This is a genomic window from Streptomyces marinisediminis (assembly GCF_026262575.1).
Lineage (GTDB): Bacteria > Actinomycetota > Actinomycetes > Streptomycetales > Streptomycetaceae > Streptomyces > Streptomyces marinisediminis.
Genome location: NZ_JAPKFL010000013.1, coordinates 122174 through 138729, shown reverse-complemented (window position 1 = coordinate 138729; position 16556 = coordinate 122174). Strand labels below are relative to the sequence as shown.

Genomic DNA, 16556 nt, shown 5'->3' with positions numbered 1-16556 from the left:
ACCAGGGTACGGGGTCCGCCCCCCCGGACCGGCCAGGTCACGGTTGGGCAAAGTGGGAAGACGGGGGCGGACGGAGGCGTTCCGTCCAGGGAAACGGCACCGCAGGACCGCACGGCGCAGGGAGGACACGTGAGCGCGTACGTCACGCGGCTCGGACGTCGGCTCGGACTCCCGCGCAGAGCGCGCCGCGTGGCCATGCTCAGCGTGCACACCTCACCGCTGCACCAGCCGGGCACGGGCGACGCGGGCGGGATGAACGTCTACATCGTGGAACTGGCGCGGCAGCTCGCCGAGCTGGGCACCGAGGTGGAGGTCTTCACCCGGGCGACGACGGGCGGGCTGCCGCCCACGGTCGAGCTCGCGCCCGGGGTGCTCGTGCGGCACGTGGACGCGGGCCCGTACGAGGGGCTGAAGAAGGAGGAGCTGCCCGCGCAGCTCTGCGCCTTCACGCACGGCGTCATGCAGCAGTGGGCCCGGCACCGGCCCGGCCACTACGACCTGGTGCACTCGCACTACTGGCTCTCCGGCCACGTCGGCTGGCTGGCCGCGCAGCGCTGGGGCGTGCCGCTGGTGCACGCCATGCACACGATGGCCAAGGTGAAGAACGCGGCGCTGGCCGCCGGGGACACCCCGGAGCCCGCGGCCCGCGTCATCGGCGAGACCCAGATCGTGCGGGCCGCGGACCGGCTGGTGGCCAACACCGCCGAGGAGGCCGAGGAGCTGCGCCGGTACTACGACGCCGATCCGGCCCGCACCGCCGTCGTCCACCCCGGGGTGAACCTGGCCCGGTTCCGGCCCGCCGACGGGCGCGCCGCTGCCCGGGCCCGGCTGGGGCTGCCGCGGGACGCGCTGATCCCGCTCTTCGCCGGACGCATCCAGCCGCTGAAGGCACCGGACGTGCTGCTGCGCGCGGTGGCCGTGCTGCTGGAGCGCGACCCGGAGCTGCGCGGCCGCCTGGTGGTGCCGGTCGTCGGCGGTCCTTCGGGGTCGGGGATGGCCAGGCCGGAGGGGTTGCAGAAGCTGGCGGCCAAGCTGGGCATCGCCGACGTCGTGCTGTTCCGGCCGCCGCTGGACCAGGAGGCGCTGGCCGACTGGTACCGGGCGGCCAGCGTGCTGGTCATGCCGTCGTACAACGAGTCCTTCGGGCTGGTGGCGATCGAGGCGCAGGCCGCCGGCACACCGGTCGTGGCGGCCGCGGTGGGCGGCCTGCCCGTCGCCGTCCGGGACGGGGTGACGGGGTACCTCGTCGCCGGGCACGACCCGGTCGACTACGCCCGCGCGCTGCGCCGCTTCGTCGACCAGCCCGAGCGCGTCACCCGGATGGGCCAAGCCGCGGCGGAGCACGCGCGGGCCTTCGGCTGGGCCGCCGCGGCCCGCCACACCGCCGACGTCTACGCCGACGCGCTCGCGGCCCGGCCCGGTCGCCTACGATCGCTGCATGTCTGACGCCGCCGCTGTGATCGAGCAGACGCTCGCCGACGCCGAACTGGAGTGGGAGTCGCCGAAGCCGGGCACCTACGTCGTCACGCTCCCGGGCACCCGGAAGCTGTCCACGACCTGCCAGCTCATCGTCGGCGCTCACTCACTGTCCGTGAACGCCTTCGTCATCCGCAACCCCGACGAGAACCACGCGGGCGTGCACCGCTGGCTGCTGGAGCGCAACACCCGCCTGTACGGGGTGAGCTACGCGATCGACCAGCTCGGTGACATCTACCTCGTGGGCCGCCTCCCGCTGAGCGCGGCGACGCCGGAGGAGATCGACCGCCTGCTGGGCACCGTCCTGGAGAACGCCGACGGCTCCTTCAACCACCTGCTGGAGCTGGGCTTCGCCGGGGCGATCAAGCGCGAGTACGCCTGGCGCACCTCGCGCGGGGAGTCGACGCGCAACCTCGACGCGTTCAGCCGCCTGACCGGTGAGCAGGACGCCGCCGCGCAGCGGGACGCCGGGCCGGACGGCGCGTCGGACGGCGCGTCGGACGGCGGGCCGCGCCCCGGCCAGGACGCCGGGCCCGGCTAGCGCGCCCGGGGCGGCGACGGCGGGCGGGGCCGACGGGCCGGCCGACCGGCGCCCGGCGCGGGCATGCCCCGCCGCGGCCCGCGCCCGGGCCACCGGGCAGTTCGAATGAATGGTGCTCAGATGCCTATGACGCTCATCGGGTGACGTACGGGCGGTAAGCGTCTCTCCGTGCGGCGGCGGCGCGTTGGAGCGCACGTGGAACCGCGTGAGCTGTGGGAGAGGAACACGGTGCTGGCCGAGGCGTTCTGTGCCAGCGACGACCGGGTGCGCCAGGCGCAGTCGGTGCTCGACGAGGCCCAGGCGGAACGGACCAGGATGCTCGCGGCCTTCGCCGTCACCGTCGGCAACGACTCCGCCGTCGCCGACCTGATGGGCCTGCACGAGCGCGAGGTGCGCGTCGCGCGGCGCACGGTCGGCAAGGAGGACGCGCGCACCATGGCCTCCGGGCTCCTCAAGCCCGCGCCGCAGCCGCCGCCCGCCGAGGAGTCGTTCCCCGCGCCGGAGCCCGAGGCCGACGGAATGACGCCGCACGAGCCCGTGCGGCAGCCGCCGGAGGCCGAGATCCACGTGCCGCGCCAGCGCGGCGAGTTCGGGGCGCCGACCGGTGCCCCGCACCCCGAGGCGCAGGCGGCGCGGGCCCACCCGGCGCCGGCGCAGTCCGCGCCCGGGTTCGTCCCGCCGCAGGCCGCGCAGGTCTTCGGTGCGCCCGCCCAGCCGTTCACGGCGTCCCACCCCGCGCAGCCGTTCGTCACACCGGAGCCGTCGGCCGAGCCGTCGCGGGAACCGCAGGGTGCGCCGCCGTACGCCGGGGCGCCGCGTACCGAGGCGGTCCGGGAGGCCGAGGGCTGGTCGTCCTGGTCGTCCTCCATGGACTCGGTGCTGGTGTGGAGCTGGCAGTCCGGCGTCGACCTGCAGTTCGTGGCGGAGGAACTCGGCCTGGACCTGCGCGCGCTCCTCGTGCGCGTGCAGACCCTGGCGGCCGAGGGGCGGCTGTCCCTGCACGCCCCGCCCCACTCGCCGCACGCCGACACCGCCGGGCGCCACCGCCGTCGCCAGGCGGCCGCCCAGGCCGAGGAGTACCTCGCCGCGCCCGCCGACGCCGTGGGCCCCTTCGCCGCCTCCACCCACCGGTGACCACCCAGCCCCGCGCCCCCGCGCCCCCGCTCCACCGCGCCTCCCGCGCCCACCGGGCAGGGCGCGTCCCACACGCGGTCATCACGCGCCGACGCGGGGCCGCGGAGCGCCGTCCCCCTGTACCGTGCCGCCCATGGTGGAGGTACGGCTGCTGCACACCGCGCACTGCGACGCGGAACTGCTGGACTCGGCACGCGCGTTGCTGGTGGACGCGTTCGACGGCGACTTCGCGGACGCCGACTGGGAGCACTGCCTGGGCGGCCTGCACGCCTTCGCCCACGCCGACGGGACGCTCGTGGGCCACGGCGCGCTGGTGCAGCGCCGCCTGCTGCACGCCGGCCGGGCGCTGCGCACGGGGTACGTCGAAGGCGTCGCCGTCCGCGCGGAGTTCCGCCGTCGCGGGGTGGCGGGGGCGGTGATGGCCGAGCTCGAACGGGTGGTCGGCGCCGCCTACGAGCTGGGCGCGCTGGCCGCGTCGGAGGACGGCCTGCCCTTCTACACCGCCCGCGGTTGGCTGCCCTGGCGCGGCCCCACCCACGCCCTCACCCCGCACGGCACCGAGCGCACCGCGGAGGAGGACGGCGCGGTCCTGGTCCTCCCCGGGGCAGCGCCCCTGTCCCTCGACGCGCCCCTCACCTGCGACTGGCGCGACGGCGACCTGTGGTGACCCCGGTCCGGTGACCCCCGCCGGGCGGCCCCGCCGGGCGGCCCCGTGCCCGGCGGTGGGCCGTCACGCCGGTTCGGGCGTGGCGGGCCGCTCCCGGGGCGCGGGGGCGGCGGGCTTCGGTACCGGCGGCGCCGGGGTGGTGGTGCGCAGGAGCAGGGCGTAGCCGAGCGCGGTCAGGGTGCCGAGGGCGGCCATCGCCGTCCACAGGGTGTCGGCGCCGAACCGGTCGATCGTCCAGCCGCCGGCCAGCGGGGCCACCAGGGCGGCCACGGACCAGGACAGTCCGTACACGCCCTGGTAGCGCCCCCGGCCGTGCAGGGGCGAGAGGCGGACGACCAGGCCCATCTGCGTGGGGGAGTTGATGATCTCCCCGAGGGTCCACACGAGGATGGTGAGCGCGTACAGCGCCAGGGTGTCGGCGAAGGCGGACAGGCCGAAGCCGTAGCCGATCAGCAGCGAGGAGCAGATCAGCAGCCGGCGCGGGTCGCGGTGCTCGATGAAGCGGGTGACGGGGATCTGCAGCGCCACGATCAGCACGCCGTTGACGGCGATGGCGATGCCGTACTCGGTGCTGGTCAGGCCGCTGAGGCTCATGGCGATCGGCAGCGAGACGTAGGCCTGCATGAACATCGTCGCGACCAGGAAGCTGAGGGCGACGACGCCCATGAAGCGGCCGTCGCGCGCCACGGTGCGCAGGGTGACGCGGGGGTCGGCGGTGCCGCCGGGGGTCAGCGGCCCGCGCTCGGGACGGGACTCGGGGAGCTTGACGAAGACCAGCACCGCGCACACCAGGGTCAGGCTCGCCTCGCCCAGAAAGAGCCACAGGTAGCCGTACTGGGCGATGAGCCCGGCGGCGGTCGCGGAGATCGCGAACCCCAGGTTGATGGCCCAGTAGTTCAGTGCGAAGGCCCGGATGCGGTCCTCGGGGGCGACGATGTCGGCCATCATCGCCTGCACCGCCGGACGGGAGGCGTTGCTCGCCACACCGACGAGGAAGGCGATGGCGGCGATGGCGAACGGGTGCTCCATGAAGCCGAGCAGCGCCACCGAACCGGCCGTGGAGAGCTGGGAGACGAGCAGGGTGGGGCGCCGACCGAGCCGGTCGGTGAGGACGCCGCCGCCCAGGGAGGCGACCGCGCCGCCCGCGCCGTGCAGGGCGGCGACGAGCCCCGCGTACGTCGGCGAGTAGCCCCGGTCGACGGTCAGGTACATGGAGAGGAACGTCGCGACGAAGGCACCGAGCCGGTTCACCAGCGTGGAGGTCCACAGCCACCAGAAGGCGGGTGGCAGCCCCGCGACGGCCCGCCGCGCGGAGTGGCGGACGCGGTCGAGCGGTCTGAGTGGTGGCCTGGTGCGCACGGCGAACCCCCGAGTCGGCGCTGTAAGGAGCGTTATACGTGCGGAACCTTACCGAGCCGCCCCTCACTCGCGCGACCGGATTTGGTCCCACCCTCGCTCCTCCGCAGGTCGCACGTCCCACGACCGACCCGCCGCGGGCGGGTGCGCATCGCCGGGGCCGGAACCGGCGTCAGCGGCCCACGCCGCGCCGGCGCCGACCGGGCGGACCCCGTGGGCGGCGCGGGAGTGCGGCCCCGGCACGGCGCGGCCCCGGCACGGCGCGGGCCTCCCACTCGGCCGGGCGGGAGCGCCTGGCGGGCCTCCGGGGCGGGTCAGCGGTGCGCCCCCGGGGGCTCGGGCGGGCCCCCGGGCCCGGGTGGCGGGCCCCCGGGGCGCGGGGCGGGTGGCTCCGGCGGGCCGGGGTCCGACGTGGTGGGGAGGAAGCGCGCGATGGTCTCGGCGCGTCCGGTGACGCCGAGCTTGCGGTACACGGTGTGCAGGTTGTTCTTCACCGTGCGCTCGGTGATGCCCAGCCGCCGGGAGATCGCCCGGTTGGACACCCCGGTCAGCAGGAGCCCGAGGATCTCGTTCTCGCGCGGCGTCAGACACCGGCGCCAGTCGGACCCGTCCGGTGCCTCCGGGGGAGGGGCGGACCGGGGGCCGCGCCCGGCGACCGGGGCGCGGGCGGCCGCGGGCGGCGCCGGGGCCGCGTCCCGGCCCCGCTCCAGCAGCCGCAGGAGTTCGTGCAGGAGCCGCTCGATCTCCCGTACCGCCGCGAGGAGTTCTTCCAGCGATTCCGGTCTCGCGGAATCGGATAACCGGCGCTGCTCGTCGGACACGCGTGCCTCCACTTCCGCGCACACCGGAAACGACGGCGCACGCGGTGAGCCGTCCTCGTGATCACGTACGGCGCCGCGTGACGCCGCGGTCCCGGCCGTCGTGAGGTGTGTCCGTGTCTTACCCGGAGCGCCCACGGCGAAGCGTCGAGGACGGGCCATTCCGACCGCGTCGCCCGGAGCCCGAAAACCCGTCGACCCCGTTGTTCCTCCTGGTGGCTTTCCGCACCGCCCGGCCACACGCGTGGCCCGGGCGCGGCCCTCGCCGCCCCCGGAAAGGCGGGCCGCGTGGGCGGCGCGCGGGAGGTCCGCCCCGTCCGCCCGCACCGTCTTGCCCGTGCCCGCACCGCCCCGTCCGCCCGCACCGCTCCCGCGCCGCCGCCGCGCCCGCCCGCCGCACCGCGCCACAACTGCCGAATGCGGCCCGCATTTCCGCCCGTTTCCGCTGGCCCGTGGCGTCGAATAGGGCGCAGGTACCGGGGACTTGTATCCAAGGTACCGGCGATTTCGCGGTGTGCGGTGAAGAGGGGCGGGAACTCTCCGGCGCATGCCTGAATTCCGCTTGTCCGCCCCGAGTTTCGAAGGTGGTAGTCCGTGACGCGTCATTCAGCTCGCCGCGCCGATCTCCTGATACACGCGCAGCGCGAAAAACACGCGCGGCGGCCCAACGCCCTGCTCGCCGCCGCCAGGAAAGGGCCGGTGGACACCGACGCGCTGCGCCGGCTGGTCCAGGCCGACCTGCTGTGCCTGCACGCGGAGACCGTCGCCTACGCGACCCTGCTGGCCCGCTTCCCGCGCAACCCGGCCGGGGAGCTCTTCGTCCGGCTCCACCAGGCCCTGCTGGCCCGCCGCCCGGAGCTGGAGCGGTGCGCCGCCGCGCTGGGCACCCGCCGGGCCGGGGCGCCCTACCGGGAAGGCACGTTCGACGCCTTCGCGTTCCCCGGCACGCTCTCCTGGGTGGCGCTGCACGCCGACCAGGCGGGCGCCGCGCTGGCGATCCACACCGACTTCGCCGCCTACTTCCCGGTGTGCCAGGAGCTGGTGCGGCTCCTGGACGCGGCCGGCGCCGACGTCCCGGAGGAGTTCCGCGCCTGCTACCGCGCGCCCCTGCCCCGGGACCTGCTCGACCTGGCCGCCGACGCGGTCGACGACGGACTGCGCCACGGTGACGAGCCGGAGACGGCGACGGCCGTCGCCGACCTGCTGCGCGCGAGCCTGGACGGGTTCTGGCGGTTCGCCGCCCACGGCCCGACGGCCGCGGTGAGCGAAGTCGGCACGCCCGCCCCGGCCGCCGGGTGAGGGGGTCGGCGATGCGCGTCGGAATCGCCGGCGGCGGGCTCGCGGGGCTGACGCTGGCCTGGCTCCTGGAGGGCCGGCACGACGTCGTGCTCCTGGAGGCCCGGCCCCGCCTCGGTGGCAACGCCGAGTCGCTGTCCGTCCGGAGCGGCGGACACCCGCACGGGGTGGACCTCGGAGTGCGCGAGACCGCGCCCGGCTCCTTCCCGGTCTGGCGCCACGTGGCCGCCGAGGTCGGCCTCACCGCCGACGACCTGGTCACCTCCCCCGCCACCCGGGCGCTCTCGCGGGCCCGGGACGCGCAGCCGGCGTGGGTCTCCCCGGCCGGACCCGGCGCCGAGGGGCGGCCGGTGACGCCGGACGGCCCGGTGCGGCGGGCCCTGGCCCGGTTCCAGGCGGAGGCCGCGCGCTGGCAGGCCGAGGAGCTGGGCTGGGACGTCACCCTGGGCGAGCTGGTCGAGGCGTGGCCGGAGCCGGACCGGGGCCACGCGGACCTGCTGTACGCCCTGCCCGCCTCCGTCCACGGCTGTACGCTCCAGGAGGCCCGTGGACTGTCCGCGCGGGCCGTGGGCGCCCAGTTCGCCGGCCCGGAGCCGCGCGAGGACGAGCCGCCGGAGGTCACCTACCTGCGCGGCGGTACCGGGGCGCTGGTCCACGCGCTCGCCGGGGACCTGCGCACGGCCACCGTGCGGGTGGGCGCTCCGCTGCGCGCGGTCACCGCGGACGGCGAGGGCTTCGCGCTCCTCGACGCGGTCGGCGGCGTCCACGCCGTGGACGCGGTGGTGCTGGCCCTGCCCGCGGACCGCGCCCGCGAGGCGCTCACCCCCCTGGCCGGGGCGGAGGAGCTGCGCGCCGAGCTGGCCGCCGTCCCGTACCGGACCCTGACCTACGCGCTGCACCGCGACCCGTTCGGCATGCCGGCCGACCGCACGGCGTGGTCCACCACCAACACCGCGGTGCACGACGGCTGGAGCGAGACGACGACGTGGTACGGGCCCTCGTTCGGCGCCGACCTGTTCGTCAGCCAGCTCACCCACCGCGCCGGCCGGCCGCGCCGGGAGCTGGCCCGCGCCACCTTCCGGACCGCGCTGCCCACCCCCGCGGCGACCCGGGCCCGGCACCGGCTGGCCGCACCCCGCGGCCGACCGGGGCTCCTCCTCGCCGGCCACTGCACCACCCCGATCGACACCCAGGAGGCGGCGATGGCCTCCGCCGTCGCCGTGGCCGAACGACTGGCGCCCGGCGCCGACCGGCTGCGGCGGCTCCGACACGACGTGAAAGGCGGCTGAACGATGACGCACGGCACCACACCCCCCACGGCCCCCGGCCCCCGGCGGCCCGAGGCGGTGATCCCCTGCATCGACGTCTCCGAGGGGCGGGCCACCGAACCGGCCGGCCACCCCGGGCTCTCCGACCCCGGGGACGTCGCCGAGATCGCCCGCAGCTACGCCCGCGACGGCGCGACCACGCTCTTCCTGGACGTGTTCGACGCGTGGGCGGACACCGGCTACCTGCCGGACCTGCTGCGTGAACTGGACGAGACCGGGCTCGCTCCGGTGGTCTCCGTCCAACAGGGCGTCCTGACCTCGCTCGCGGCCTGCGAGAAGCTGCTCGCGGCGGGCGCGGCCAAGGTCTCGGTGAGCACCAGCATGGCCGAGGAGCCCGACCTCGTCGCCTCGGCGGCGACCGAGCTGGGCGGCCACCGCCTCCTGGGCGTCCTCAACTGCGCGGCCGACGGGCGCGGCGGGTGGCGCGTGCTCGTCCACGGCGGCGACACCCGCACCGGCCTCCAGGCCACGGACGTGGCACGCCGGTACGGCGAGCTCGGGCTGGCGGCCGTCCTCGCCAACAGCGTGGACCAGGAGGGCACCTCCGCCGGGTACGACCTGGAGCTGACCGGCGCCGTGGCCCGCGCCTGCGGCCTGCCGGTGATCGCCTCCGGCGGCGCGGGCGCGGCCGAGCACCTGGTCGCCGCGCTGGACGCGGGCGACGCCTCCTACGTCCTGGTCAACAAGCTGGTGCACTCCGGGCGGACGACGATCGCCGCGCTCGGCGAGGCGCTGCGCGGCACCGCGCCCGAAGAGGGGCACGGGCCGTGAGGGCGCTGGTGTTCGCGCGCCACGGCGACCCCGCCCGGGTGCTCCGGCGAGCGGAGGTGGCGTGCCCGGCCCCCGGCCCCGGGCAGGTGCGGGTACGCGTGACGGCGCGTCCGGTCAACCCCTCCGACCTGCTGTTCGTCCAGGGACGCTACGGCCGCCGCGCCGCCTTCGCCCCCCGCTCCGACGGGCCGGGCGGGGGCGCCCCGGTCGCCGCCGCCGGCTTCGAGGGCGCCGGGGTGGTCGACGCCCTGGGGCCGGGTACGGCGGGGCCGCCGCCCGGCACCCGGGTGGCCGTCGCCGCCGACGGCACCTGGCAGGAGTACGTCTGCGCCCCCGCCGCGGCCGTCCTGCCGGTGGGCGAGGGCATGCCCCTGGACGCCGCCTGCCAGCTCACCGTGAACCCGTTCACCGCCCACCTCCTGCTGGACGACCTCGCGCTCCGGGAGGGCGACTCGGTGCTGCTGACCGCCGGGGCGTCCGCCGTCAGCCGCATGACCGCCCGGCTCGCCCGCCGCCGCGGCCTCCGCTGCCTGGCCGCCGTCCGGCGGGCGGAGCAGGTCGCCCCGCTGGAGGGCGGGGACGCCGTCCCGCTGCCGGCCCCGACGGGTACGGAGCTGGCGGAACGCGTCCGGGAGGCCACGGAGGGCCGCGGGGTGGACGCCGCGCTGGACGCCGTGGGCGGGTCCGTGGGCGGCGCCGCCCTGCGCGGTGTGCGCCCCGGCGGACGGTTCGTCTCCTACGGCCTGCTCTCCGGCCGGCCGGTGCCCGTGCCGCCCGAGGCGCTGATCTTCCACCGGACGCGGGTGAGCGGGTTCTGGCTGCCCGAGCGGCTGGAGCGGCTGGAGCGGCGGGGGGAGCCGGCGGTCCGGCGGGTGACCGGGGACGTGGTCGCCGCGGTGGCCGCCGGGCTCCCGGGCCTGGAGGTGGCCGCCCGCTACGACCTCGACTCCTACGCCCTCGCCCTGGAACACGCCGCGCGGCCGGGCCGCACCGGCAAGGTCCTGCTCACCGGCTGACCGGCCGCCCCGCCGGCGCCGCGCCGGTCCGCCGACGCCGCGCCGGTCCGCCCCCGTCACACCCGATCACCGAAAGGCTCCCCCATGCCCCACACCAGCCGACCCGCCCACGCCGTGCCCGAGCGCGTCCGGCGGTGGAACGCCACGGCCACCGACTACCCGCGCGACGCGCTCCTGCCGACCCTCTTCGCCGAGCGGGCCGAACGCGACCCCGACGCCCTCGCCCTGCTCTGGCCCGGCGGCTCGTGGACCTACCACCAGCTCCACGAGCGCGTGCGCCGGACGGCGGCCCACCTGCGCGCCCGGGGCGTGGACGACGGCGACACCGTGGCGATGCTCCTGGAGCGCTCCCCGGAGGCCGTCGTGGCGGCGCTCGGCATCCTCGAAGCCGGCGCCGTCTACCTCCCGCTGGACCCCGCCCACCCCTCGGCGCGCCTGGCCATGGTGCTGGAGGACTCCGGGGCCGGCCACGTGCTCGCGCGACGGGACGCCACCCTGCCCGACCCCGCCTCCTCGGCGCTCGTCACCACCGACGAGGCGGCCGACCACCCGCTGCCGCCGCGCGACGCGCGGTGGACCGGCGGGCGCCGGGCGACCGACGCCGCCTACATCGTCTACACCTCCGGCTCGACGGGGACGCCCAAGGGCGTGGTCTGCACCCACCGCGGACTGGTCCGGTTCGCCGCGGCCGACCACCCCTCGGTCCCCGGCCCCGGCGAACGGCTGCTGGCCACCACCAACCCGGCCTTCGACGTCTCCTGCTACGAGTTCTTCTGCACCCTGCTCAACGGCGCCTGCCTGGTGCTGCCCGAACCCGACGCGCTGCTCGACACCGGGGCGCTGGACGACACGCTGCGCGAGCAGGGGATCACGGTGGCCTGGCTCAGCGCGGGCCTGTTCCACCAGCACGCGCAGGCGGCGCCCGGCATGTTCGCCGGGCTGCGGTGCCTCATGGCGGGCGGCGACACGCTCAGCCCGTCGGCCGTCCGGGCGGTGCTCGACCACGGCCGGCCGCGCTACCTGGTCAACGGGTACGGGCCGTCGGAGAACGCCGTAATCAGCGTCAGCCACGTCATCGAGGAGCTCGCCCCGCACGCCGAACTCGTCCCCATCGGACGGCCGCTGCCCGACACCACCGCCTACGTCGTGCGCCCCGACGGGCGCCTGGCGGCCGTCGGAGAGGAGGGCGAGCTGTGGCTCGGCGGCGACGGCGTGGCGCTGGGCTACCTCAACGCCCCGGAGAAGACGGCCGACCGCTTCCTGCCCGACCGCTTCGGCGACGACCCCGACGGACGGCTCTACCGCACGGGGGACGTGGCGCGCTGGCGCGCGGACGGCGTCCTGGAGTTCCTCGGCCGCCGGGACCGCCAGGTGCAACTGCGCGGCTTCCGGGTGGAGCTCGACGAGGTCGAGGCCGTGCTGAGCACCCACCCCGGAGTGCGTGAGGTGGCGGCCGACGTGCTGGGGGAGGGCGGCGGCGAGCGGCTGGGCGCGGCCGTGGCCTGCGACCCGGACGTGGACTCCGAGGCGCTCGTCCGCCGGCTCCACGACCACGCCCGCGACCGGCTCCCGGCCTACATGGTGCCCGCCCGGATCGCGGCCACCGCGGAGCTGCCGCTGACCACGAGCGGCAAGGTCGACCGGGACCGCCTGCTGGCCCTCCTCACCGAGCGGGACGACGCCGCCGACTCCGGCGGGGACGCGCCCCGTGGGCCCGAGGAGGAGGCCGTCGCCCGGATCTGGCGCGACCTGCTCGGCGTCGACGCGGCGGGCCGGGACGACGACCTCTTCGCCCTGGGCGGCACCTCGCTGCTGGCCACCCGGGTCGCGGCGGCCACCCGGCGGCACTTCGGCATCCACCCGGAGCGCAGCACGGAGCTGATCCGCAGCCTGCTGGACAACGCCACCCTCGCCGCCTTCACCGCCCGGGCCCGGGAGCTGGCCGACCCCGGGGCGGAGCCGGCCGGCGCGGCGGACCGGCCGGACTTCGCGGCCGAGGCGCGCCTCGACCCCGCCCTGCGGTTCACCGCCCCGGAGGCCACCGCGGAGCCACCGGGCACCGTCCTGCTGACGGGTGCCACCGGCTTCCTGGGCGTGTACCTGATCGACCGGCTCGTCCGCGCCGGGGCCGACCGGGTCTACTGTCTCACCCGGGCCCGGGACGCCACGGAGGGTGCGCGCCGGATCGCCGCCCGCATGCGCCGCTACGGCCTGGACGCCTCGGCGTGCGAGGAGCACATCGTCCCCGTGCCCGGCGAGCTGGCCGAGCCGCACTTCGGCCTGGCCGACGCGGACTGGGACGCGCTGGCCCGGGCGTGCGACCTCGTCGTCCACTCCGGGACCAGCGTCAACTTCGCCTACCCGTACCAGGCGCTGGCCCCGGTCAACGTGGGCGGCACCCGCACGGTGCTGGAACTGGCCGCGGCCCACCGCCGCAAGCCCGTCCACCACGTGTCGACGATAGGCGTCATCGCCGGGTTCGGCACCGCCGGCGTGCGGCACGTCAGCGAGGACACTCCGCTCGACCACGCCGACCGGCTCTCCCTGGGCTACATGGAGACCAAGTGGGTGGCCGAACGCCTGGTGGGGGAGGCGGCGAAGCGGGGTCTGCCCGTGGCCGTCCACCGCCCGTACGAGATCACCGGCACCAGTGACCGGGGCGTGTGGAACACCGACACGATGATGTGCGCGCTGTTCCGCACGATCGCCGAGAGCGGCCTCGCTCCCGACATACCGCTCCCGCTGGACTTCGTGCCGGTGGACTACACCGCCGACGTCATCACCCGCGTCATCACGCACGAGAAGCCGGACGGCCGGGTCTACCACATCACCAACCCCCGCGACGCGCGGCTGGACCTGCTCGTCGAGCGGCTGCGCGCCATGGGCTACCGCGTGGAGACGGTGCCCTACCCCACCTGGCTGGAGGCCGTCGCCCGGTGGACCGCCGAGGACCCGGAGCACCCGATGGCCCCGTACGTCCCCATGCTCACCGAGCCCGCGCACGGCGCCGGGATGTCGGTCAAGGAGATGTACTTCGCCGGCACCTTCCCCGGGTTCGACCGGGACAACACCGAGCGCGCGACGGCCGGGGGCGGGCCCGAGTGCCCGCCGGTCGACGCCCACCTGATCGACCTCAACCTGCGCTACCTCCGGGACGTCGGCTACCTGCCCCCACCCGAGGCGCGGGCGCCCGCGCACTGACCGGACACACCGGCACACCGGCACACCACCGCACCGCACCGCCCAGCAGAACGGCGAAGAGAAGGGAAGGAACACCATGACCACCCCACAGCACCCCGCCGCGACCCGTGCCGCCGCGGAGGTCGAACGCCTCCGGGACCTGCACCCCGTCGGCAACCCCCTGCCGGAGACCGTCGCCCGGGGCGGTGACCCCACCGTGTACCTGCGCCGTCTGGTCGCCATCGAGATGCAGTGTCACGCGGCCGAGCGCGTCGCCCACGGCGCCCTGCTCGCCCGCTTCCCCAGTGACCGGGCCGCCGAGCTCTGGCTCACCCTGGGGCGGCTCGTCCAGGACGCCACGCCCAAGCTGCACGCGGTCGCCCGCGCCCTGGGCATGCGGCAGGCCGACCTGGCGCGCTGGCCCGCGGAGCGCGGCGCCTACGCGTTCAACGGAGCCCTCTCCTGGGTGGCCCTCGCCGGTGGTCAGGCGGCCGCCGCGCTCTCGGTCCACACCGACCTGGTCGTCTACTTCGCCGGAGGCACGGCCGTGGCCCGCCGGCTGCGCGAGGCGGGAGCCGACGTCCCCGAGGAGTTCGTCGCCTACTACGACGACCCCGGCGACGACGCCCTGCGCGACCTGGCCCTGGAGGTGGCGCAGGAGGGACTGGACCGCGGTGACGACCCCGAGGAGGCCGTGTTCCACGCCCGCCGCACCGAGGAGGCCATCGGCGACATCTGGGCCACGGCGGCGCTCGCGTCCTGACGGCCGGGGCCCGCGGCCGGGAGCGGCACCCCGCTCCCGGCCGCCCGCCCCACCGACCGCGCCCGCCCGCCCCACCGACCGCGCCCGTCCACCCGCCGAGCGCGCCCGTCCACCCGCCGTGCCGCCACCCGCCGCGCCCACTCCTCGGCGGGCTCCCTCACGGCCCCTTCTCCCGCCCCGGGGCCGCCCGTGCGCCTGCCCGGTCGGCGGACCCCTCCGCACGTCACACGGCACGCGGCGCCCCGCCCCACCCGCGCCGCCACCTCCGACCGGCGCATTAGGCTGGCCCCATGGCCGACGCGACGTACAAGCTGATCCTGCTCCGCCACGGCGAGAGCGAGTGGAACGCGAAGAACCTGTTCACCGGCTGGGTGGACGTCAACCTGACCGACAAGGGCGAGACGGAGGCCGTACGCGGCGGCGAGCTGCTGGCCGACGCCGGTCTCCTCCCCGACGTCGTCCACACCTCCGTGCAGAAGCGGGCCATCCGCACCGCCAACCTCGCGCTGGAGGCCTGCGACCGGCACTGGGTCCCCGTCCACCGCTCCTGGCGGCTGAACGAGCGTCACTACGGCGCGCTTCAGGGCAAGGACAAGGCGCAGACGCTCGCCGAGTTCGGCGAGGAGCAGTTCATGCTCTGGCGCCGCTCCTACGACACCCCGCCCCCGGTGCTGGAGGACGGCGCCGAGTGGTCCCAGGCCGGCGACCCGCGGTACGCCATGATCCCCCCGGAGCTGCGCCCCCGAACCGAGTGCCTCAAGGACGTCGTCCACCGGATGATGCCCTACTGGTACGACGGCGTCGTCCCCGACCTCGTCACCGGGCGCACCGTCCTCGTCGCCGCGCACGGCAACAGCCTGCGCGCCCTCGTCAAGCACCTGGACACCGTCTCCGACACCGACATCGCCGGCCTCAACATCCCCACCGGCATCCCCCTGCTCTACGAGCTGGACGACGCCTTCCACCCCGTCAACCCCGGCGGCACCTACCTCGACCCGGAGGCCGCCAAGGCCGCCATCGAGGCCGTCAAGAACCAGGGCAAGAAGTAGTCGGGCAAGGCTGAGCCCCTCCTCGTGGCGGTACGCCGGAGGAGGGGGCTCGGCCGCCGTGCGGCGTGGGGAGCTGCCGTCGGCGAGGCGTCAGGCGGAGGTGGGGTGGGTCTTGCGGGTGCGGGCGAAGGCGTAGGCGGTGAGGGCGGCGGGGACGTTCATGACGACGCCGTAGAGGGCCGGGGGGACGGCGATGGCCGGGTTGTCCAGGACGGACAGGGCGACCGTGATCGCGAGCGCGCTGTTGTGGACGCCGATCTCCATGGCCGAGGCGATGGCCTGGGGACGGGTGACGCCCACCGCCTTGGGGACCCAGTAGCCGATGAGCAGGCTCAGCGCGCACAGCAGCAGCGCCACCGTGCCGACGGTGAGCAGGTGCTCGGTGACCTCGTCCCAGCCCTGCACCATCGCGAGGGTGACGACGGCGGCCAGGGCGACGACGGAGGCCCGCTTCACCGGGCAGGCGGCGCGGGCGCTGAGGCCCGGGTCGCGGCGGCGGACCGCCATGCCCGCGGCCACCGGGACGAGCACCACCGCGAAGACCTGCACGATCTTGTCCGGCTGCAACCCCACGGCGGCGGAGTCGCCGAGGAAGTGGGCGACCGAGAGGTTGACGACGACGGGCAGCGTCACCACCGCGATCACCGAGTTGACGGCGGTCAGGCTGACGTTCAGCGCGACGTCACCGCCCGCGAGGTGCGAGAACAGGTTGGCCGTGGTGCCGCCGGGGGAGGCCGCGAGCAGCATCATGCCGACGGCCGGCTCCGGCGGCAGGCGGAAGACGAGCACGAGCCCCAGGCAGACCAGCGGCAGCAGCAGGAGCTGGCACGCCAGGGAGACGAGGGCGGCCTTGGGCACGGTGGCGACGCGCACGAAGTCCCGCACGGTGAGGGACAGGCCGAGCCCGAACATGATGACGGCGAGCGCCGCGGGGAGGGCGATCGTCAGGAGCGCTGAGTCCATGCCCCGCAGCATGCGGGGTCCGGCCGCCGACGTGAACCGCGGGGTGGGCCAGCGCGCGGCTCGCGGGGCTGAGCGGCTCCACCGGGCGGGGCCGCCGGGTGGAGCCTGAGCAGGGCCGGGCGGGGCGGAGGCGTGCCCGGCCGGGCTGGGACGACGTCGGGGCGGGTGGGACCCGGTGGGGGAGGCCGTGGGAGGCCG

The 16556-nt window shown here is 76.3% G+C and carries 14 protein-coding genes; 11 read left to right on the top strand and 3 right to left on the bottom strand.

The genetic code is table 11. The annotated features are described in order from the left end of the window. Positions 1 to 129: 129 nt before the first annotated feature. The 4 genes from mshA (at position 130) to OSB71_RS13070 (ending at position 3818) form a co-directional block, all read left to right on the top strand. Entirely contained in the window at positions 130 to 1446 is a 1317-nt protein-coding gene (gene mshA, locus OSB71_RS13085; RefSeq protein WP_265947793.1) for a D-inositol-3-phosphate glycosyltransferase, read from the top strand. After that, on the top strand, positions 1439 to 2017 hold the full coding sequence (locus OSB71_RS13080; protein ID WP_265947791.1) for a type III secretion system chaperone family protein: 579 nt from the start codon (positions 1439 to 1441) through the stop codon (positions 2015 to 2017). The genes mshA and OSB71_RS13080 overlap by 8 nt, the downstream gene beginning before the upstream one ends. Before the next feature lie 195 nt (positions 2018 to 2212). Further along, positions 2213 to 3151, top strand: coding sequence for a hypothetical protein (locus OSB71_RS13075; protein ID WP_265947789.1), 939 nt, complete (start codon positions 2213 to 2215; stop codon positions 3149 to 3151). 133 nt (positions 3152 to 3284) lie between these two features. Beyond that, positions 3285 to 3818 (top strand): GNAT family N-acetyltransferase, encoded by a 534-nt coding sequence (locus OSB71_RS13070; RefSeq protein ID WP_265947787.1) that lies wholly within the window; start codon positions 3285 to 3287, stop codon positions 3816 to 3818. 63 nt (positions 3819 to 3881) lie between these two features. Here the strand turns inward: OSB71_RS13070 and OSB71_RS13065 are convergent, their stop codons facing one another. Then, entirely contained in the window at positions 3882 to 5177 is a 1296-nt protein-coding gene (locus OSB71_RS13065; protein WP_265947785.1) for an MDR family MFS transporter, read from the bottom strand. Between the two features lie 311 nt (positions 5178 to 5488). Next, positions 5489 to 5995: a helix-turn-helix domain-containing protein gene (locus OSB71_RS13060; RefSeq protein ID WP_265947783.1), complete on the bottom strand. Its 507-nt coding sequence runs from the start codon at positions 5993 to 5995 to the stop codon at positions 5489 to 5491. 591 nt (positions 5996 to 6586) lie between these two features. On the opposite strand from OSB71_RS13060, the gene OSB71_RS13055 reads away from it, so the two are divergent. The 7 genes from OSB71_RS13055 (at position 6587) to OSB71_RS13025 (ending at position 15395) form a co-directional block, all read left to right on the top strand. Beyond that, entirely contained in the window at positions 6587 to 7291 is a 705-nt protein-coding gene (locus OSB71_RS13055) for a hypothetical protein (RefSeq protein WP_265947781.1), read from the top strand. An 11-nt stretch (positions 7292 to 7302) separates the two neighbouring features. Continuing rightward, on the top strand, positions 7303 to 8577 hold the full coding sequence (locus OSB71_RS13050) for an FAD-dependent oxidoreductase (RefSeq protein WP_265947779.1): 1275 nt from the start codon (positions 7303 to 7305) through the stop codon (positions 8575 to 8577). A 3-nt stretch (positions 8578 to 8580) separates the two neighbouring features. Further along, positions 8581 to 9387 carry a HisA/HisF-related TIM barrel protein gene (locus tag OSB71_RS13045; RefSeq protein WP_265947777.1) on the top strand — a complete coding sequence of 269 codons (807 nt, stop codon included), beginning with the start codon at positions 8581 to 8583 and terminating at the stop codon, positions 9385 to 9387. Then, positions 9384 to 10403 (top strand): zinc-dependent alcohol dehydrogenase family protein, encoded by a 1020-nt coding sequence (locus OSB71_RS13040; protein ID WP_416237252.1) that lies wholly within the window; start codon positions 9384 to 9386, stop codon positions 10401 to 10403. The genes OSB71_RS13045 and OSB71_RS13040 overlap by 4 nt, the downstream gene beginning before the upstream one ends. A gap of 84 nt (positions 10404 to 10487) precedes the next feature. Next, positions 10488 to 13604, top strand: coding sequence for an amino acid adenylation domain-containing protein (locus tag OSB71_RS13035; protein ID WP_265947773.1), 3117 nt, complete (start codon positions 10488 to 10490; stop codon positions 13602 to 13604). Positions 13605 to 13680: 76 nt separating this feature from the next. Further along, positions 13681 to 14346 (top strand): hypothetical protein, encoded by a 666-nt coding sequence (locus OSB71_RS13030; RefSeq protein WP_265947771.1) that lies wholly within the window; start codon positions 13681 to 13683, stop codon positions 14344 to 14346. 290 nt (positions 14347 to 14636) lie between these two features. Then, complete coding sequence (locus OSB71_RS13025; protein ID WP_265947769.1) at positions 14637 to 15395, top strand: phosphoglyceromutase; 759 nt, start codon at positions 14637 to 14639, stop codon at positions 15393 to 15395. 90 nt (positions 15396 to 15485) lie between these two features. Here the strand turns inward: OSB71_RS13025 and OSB71_RS13020 are convergent, their stop codons facing one another. Further along, positions 15486 to 16358, bottom strand: coding sequence for a bile acid:sodium symporter family protein (locus OSB71_RS13020; RefSeq protein ID WP_265947767.1), 873 nt, complete (start codon positions 16356 to 16358; stop codon positions 15486 to 15488). Positions 16359 to 16556 lie beyond the last annotated feature (198 nt).

Excerpts from the sequence above, each read along its gene's own strand:
- OSB71_RS13080 (WP_265947791.1), top strand. The coding sequence starts at position 1,439 with ATGTCTGACGCCGCCGCTGTGATCGAGCAGACGCTCGCCGACGCCGAA.
- OSB71_RS13070 (WP_265947787.1), top strand. The coding sequence starts at position 3,285 with ATGGTGGAGGTACGGCTGCTGCACACCGCGCACTGCGACGCGGAACTG.
- OSB71_RS13050 (WP_265947779.1), top strand. The coding sequence starts at position 7,303 with ATGCGCGTCGGAATCGCCGGCGGCGGGCTCGCGGGGCTGACGCTGGCC.
- OSB71_RS13045 (WP_265947777.1), top strand. The coding sequence starts at position 8,581 with ATGACGCACGGCACCACACCCCCCACGGCCCCCGGCCCCCGGCGGCCC.
- OSB71_RS13035 (WP_265947773.1), top strand. The coding sequence starts at position 10,488 with ATGCCCCACACCAGCCGACCCGCCCACGCCGTGCCCGAGCGCGTCCGG.
- OSB71_RS13030 (WP_265947771.1), top strand. The coding sequence starts at position 13,681 with ATGACCACCCCACAGCACCCCGCCGCGACCCGTGCCGCCGCGGAGGTC.
- OSB71_RS13025 (WP_265947769.1), top strand. The coding sequence starts at position 14,637 with ATGGCCGACGCGACGTACAAGCTGATCCTGCTCCGCCACGGCGAGAGC.
- OSB71_RS13020 (WP_265947767.1), bottom strand. The coding sequence starts at position 16,358 with ATGGACTCAGCGCTCCTGACGATCGCCCTCCCCGCGGCGCTCGCCGTC.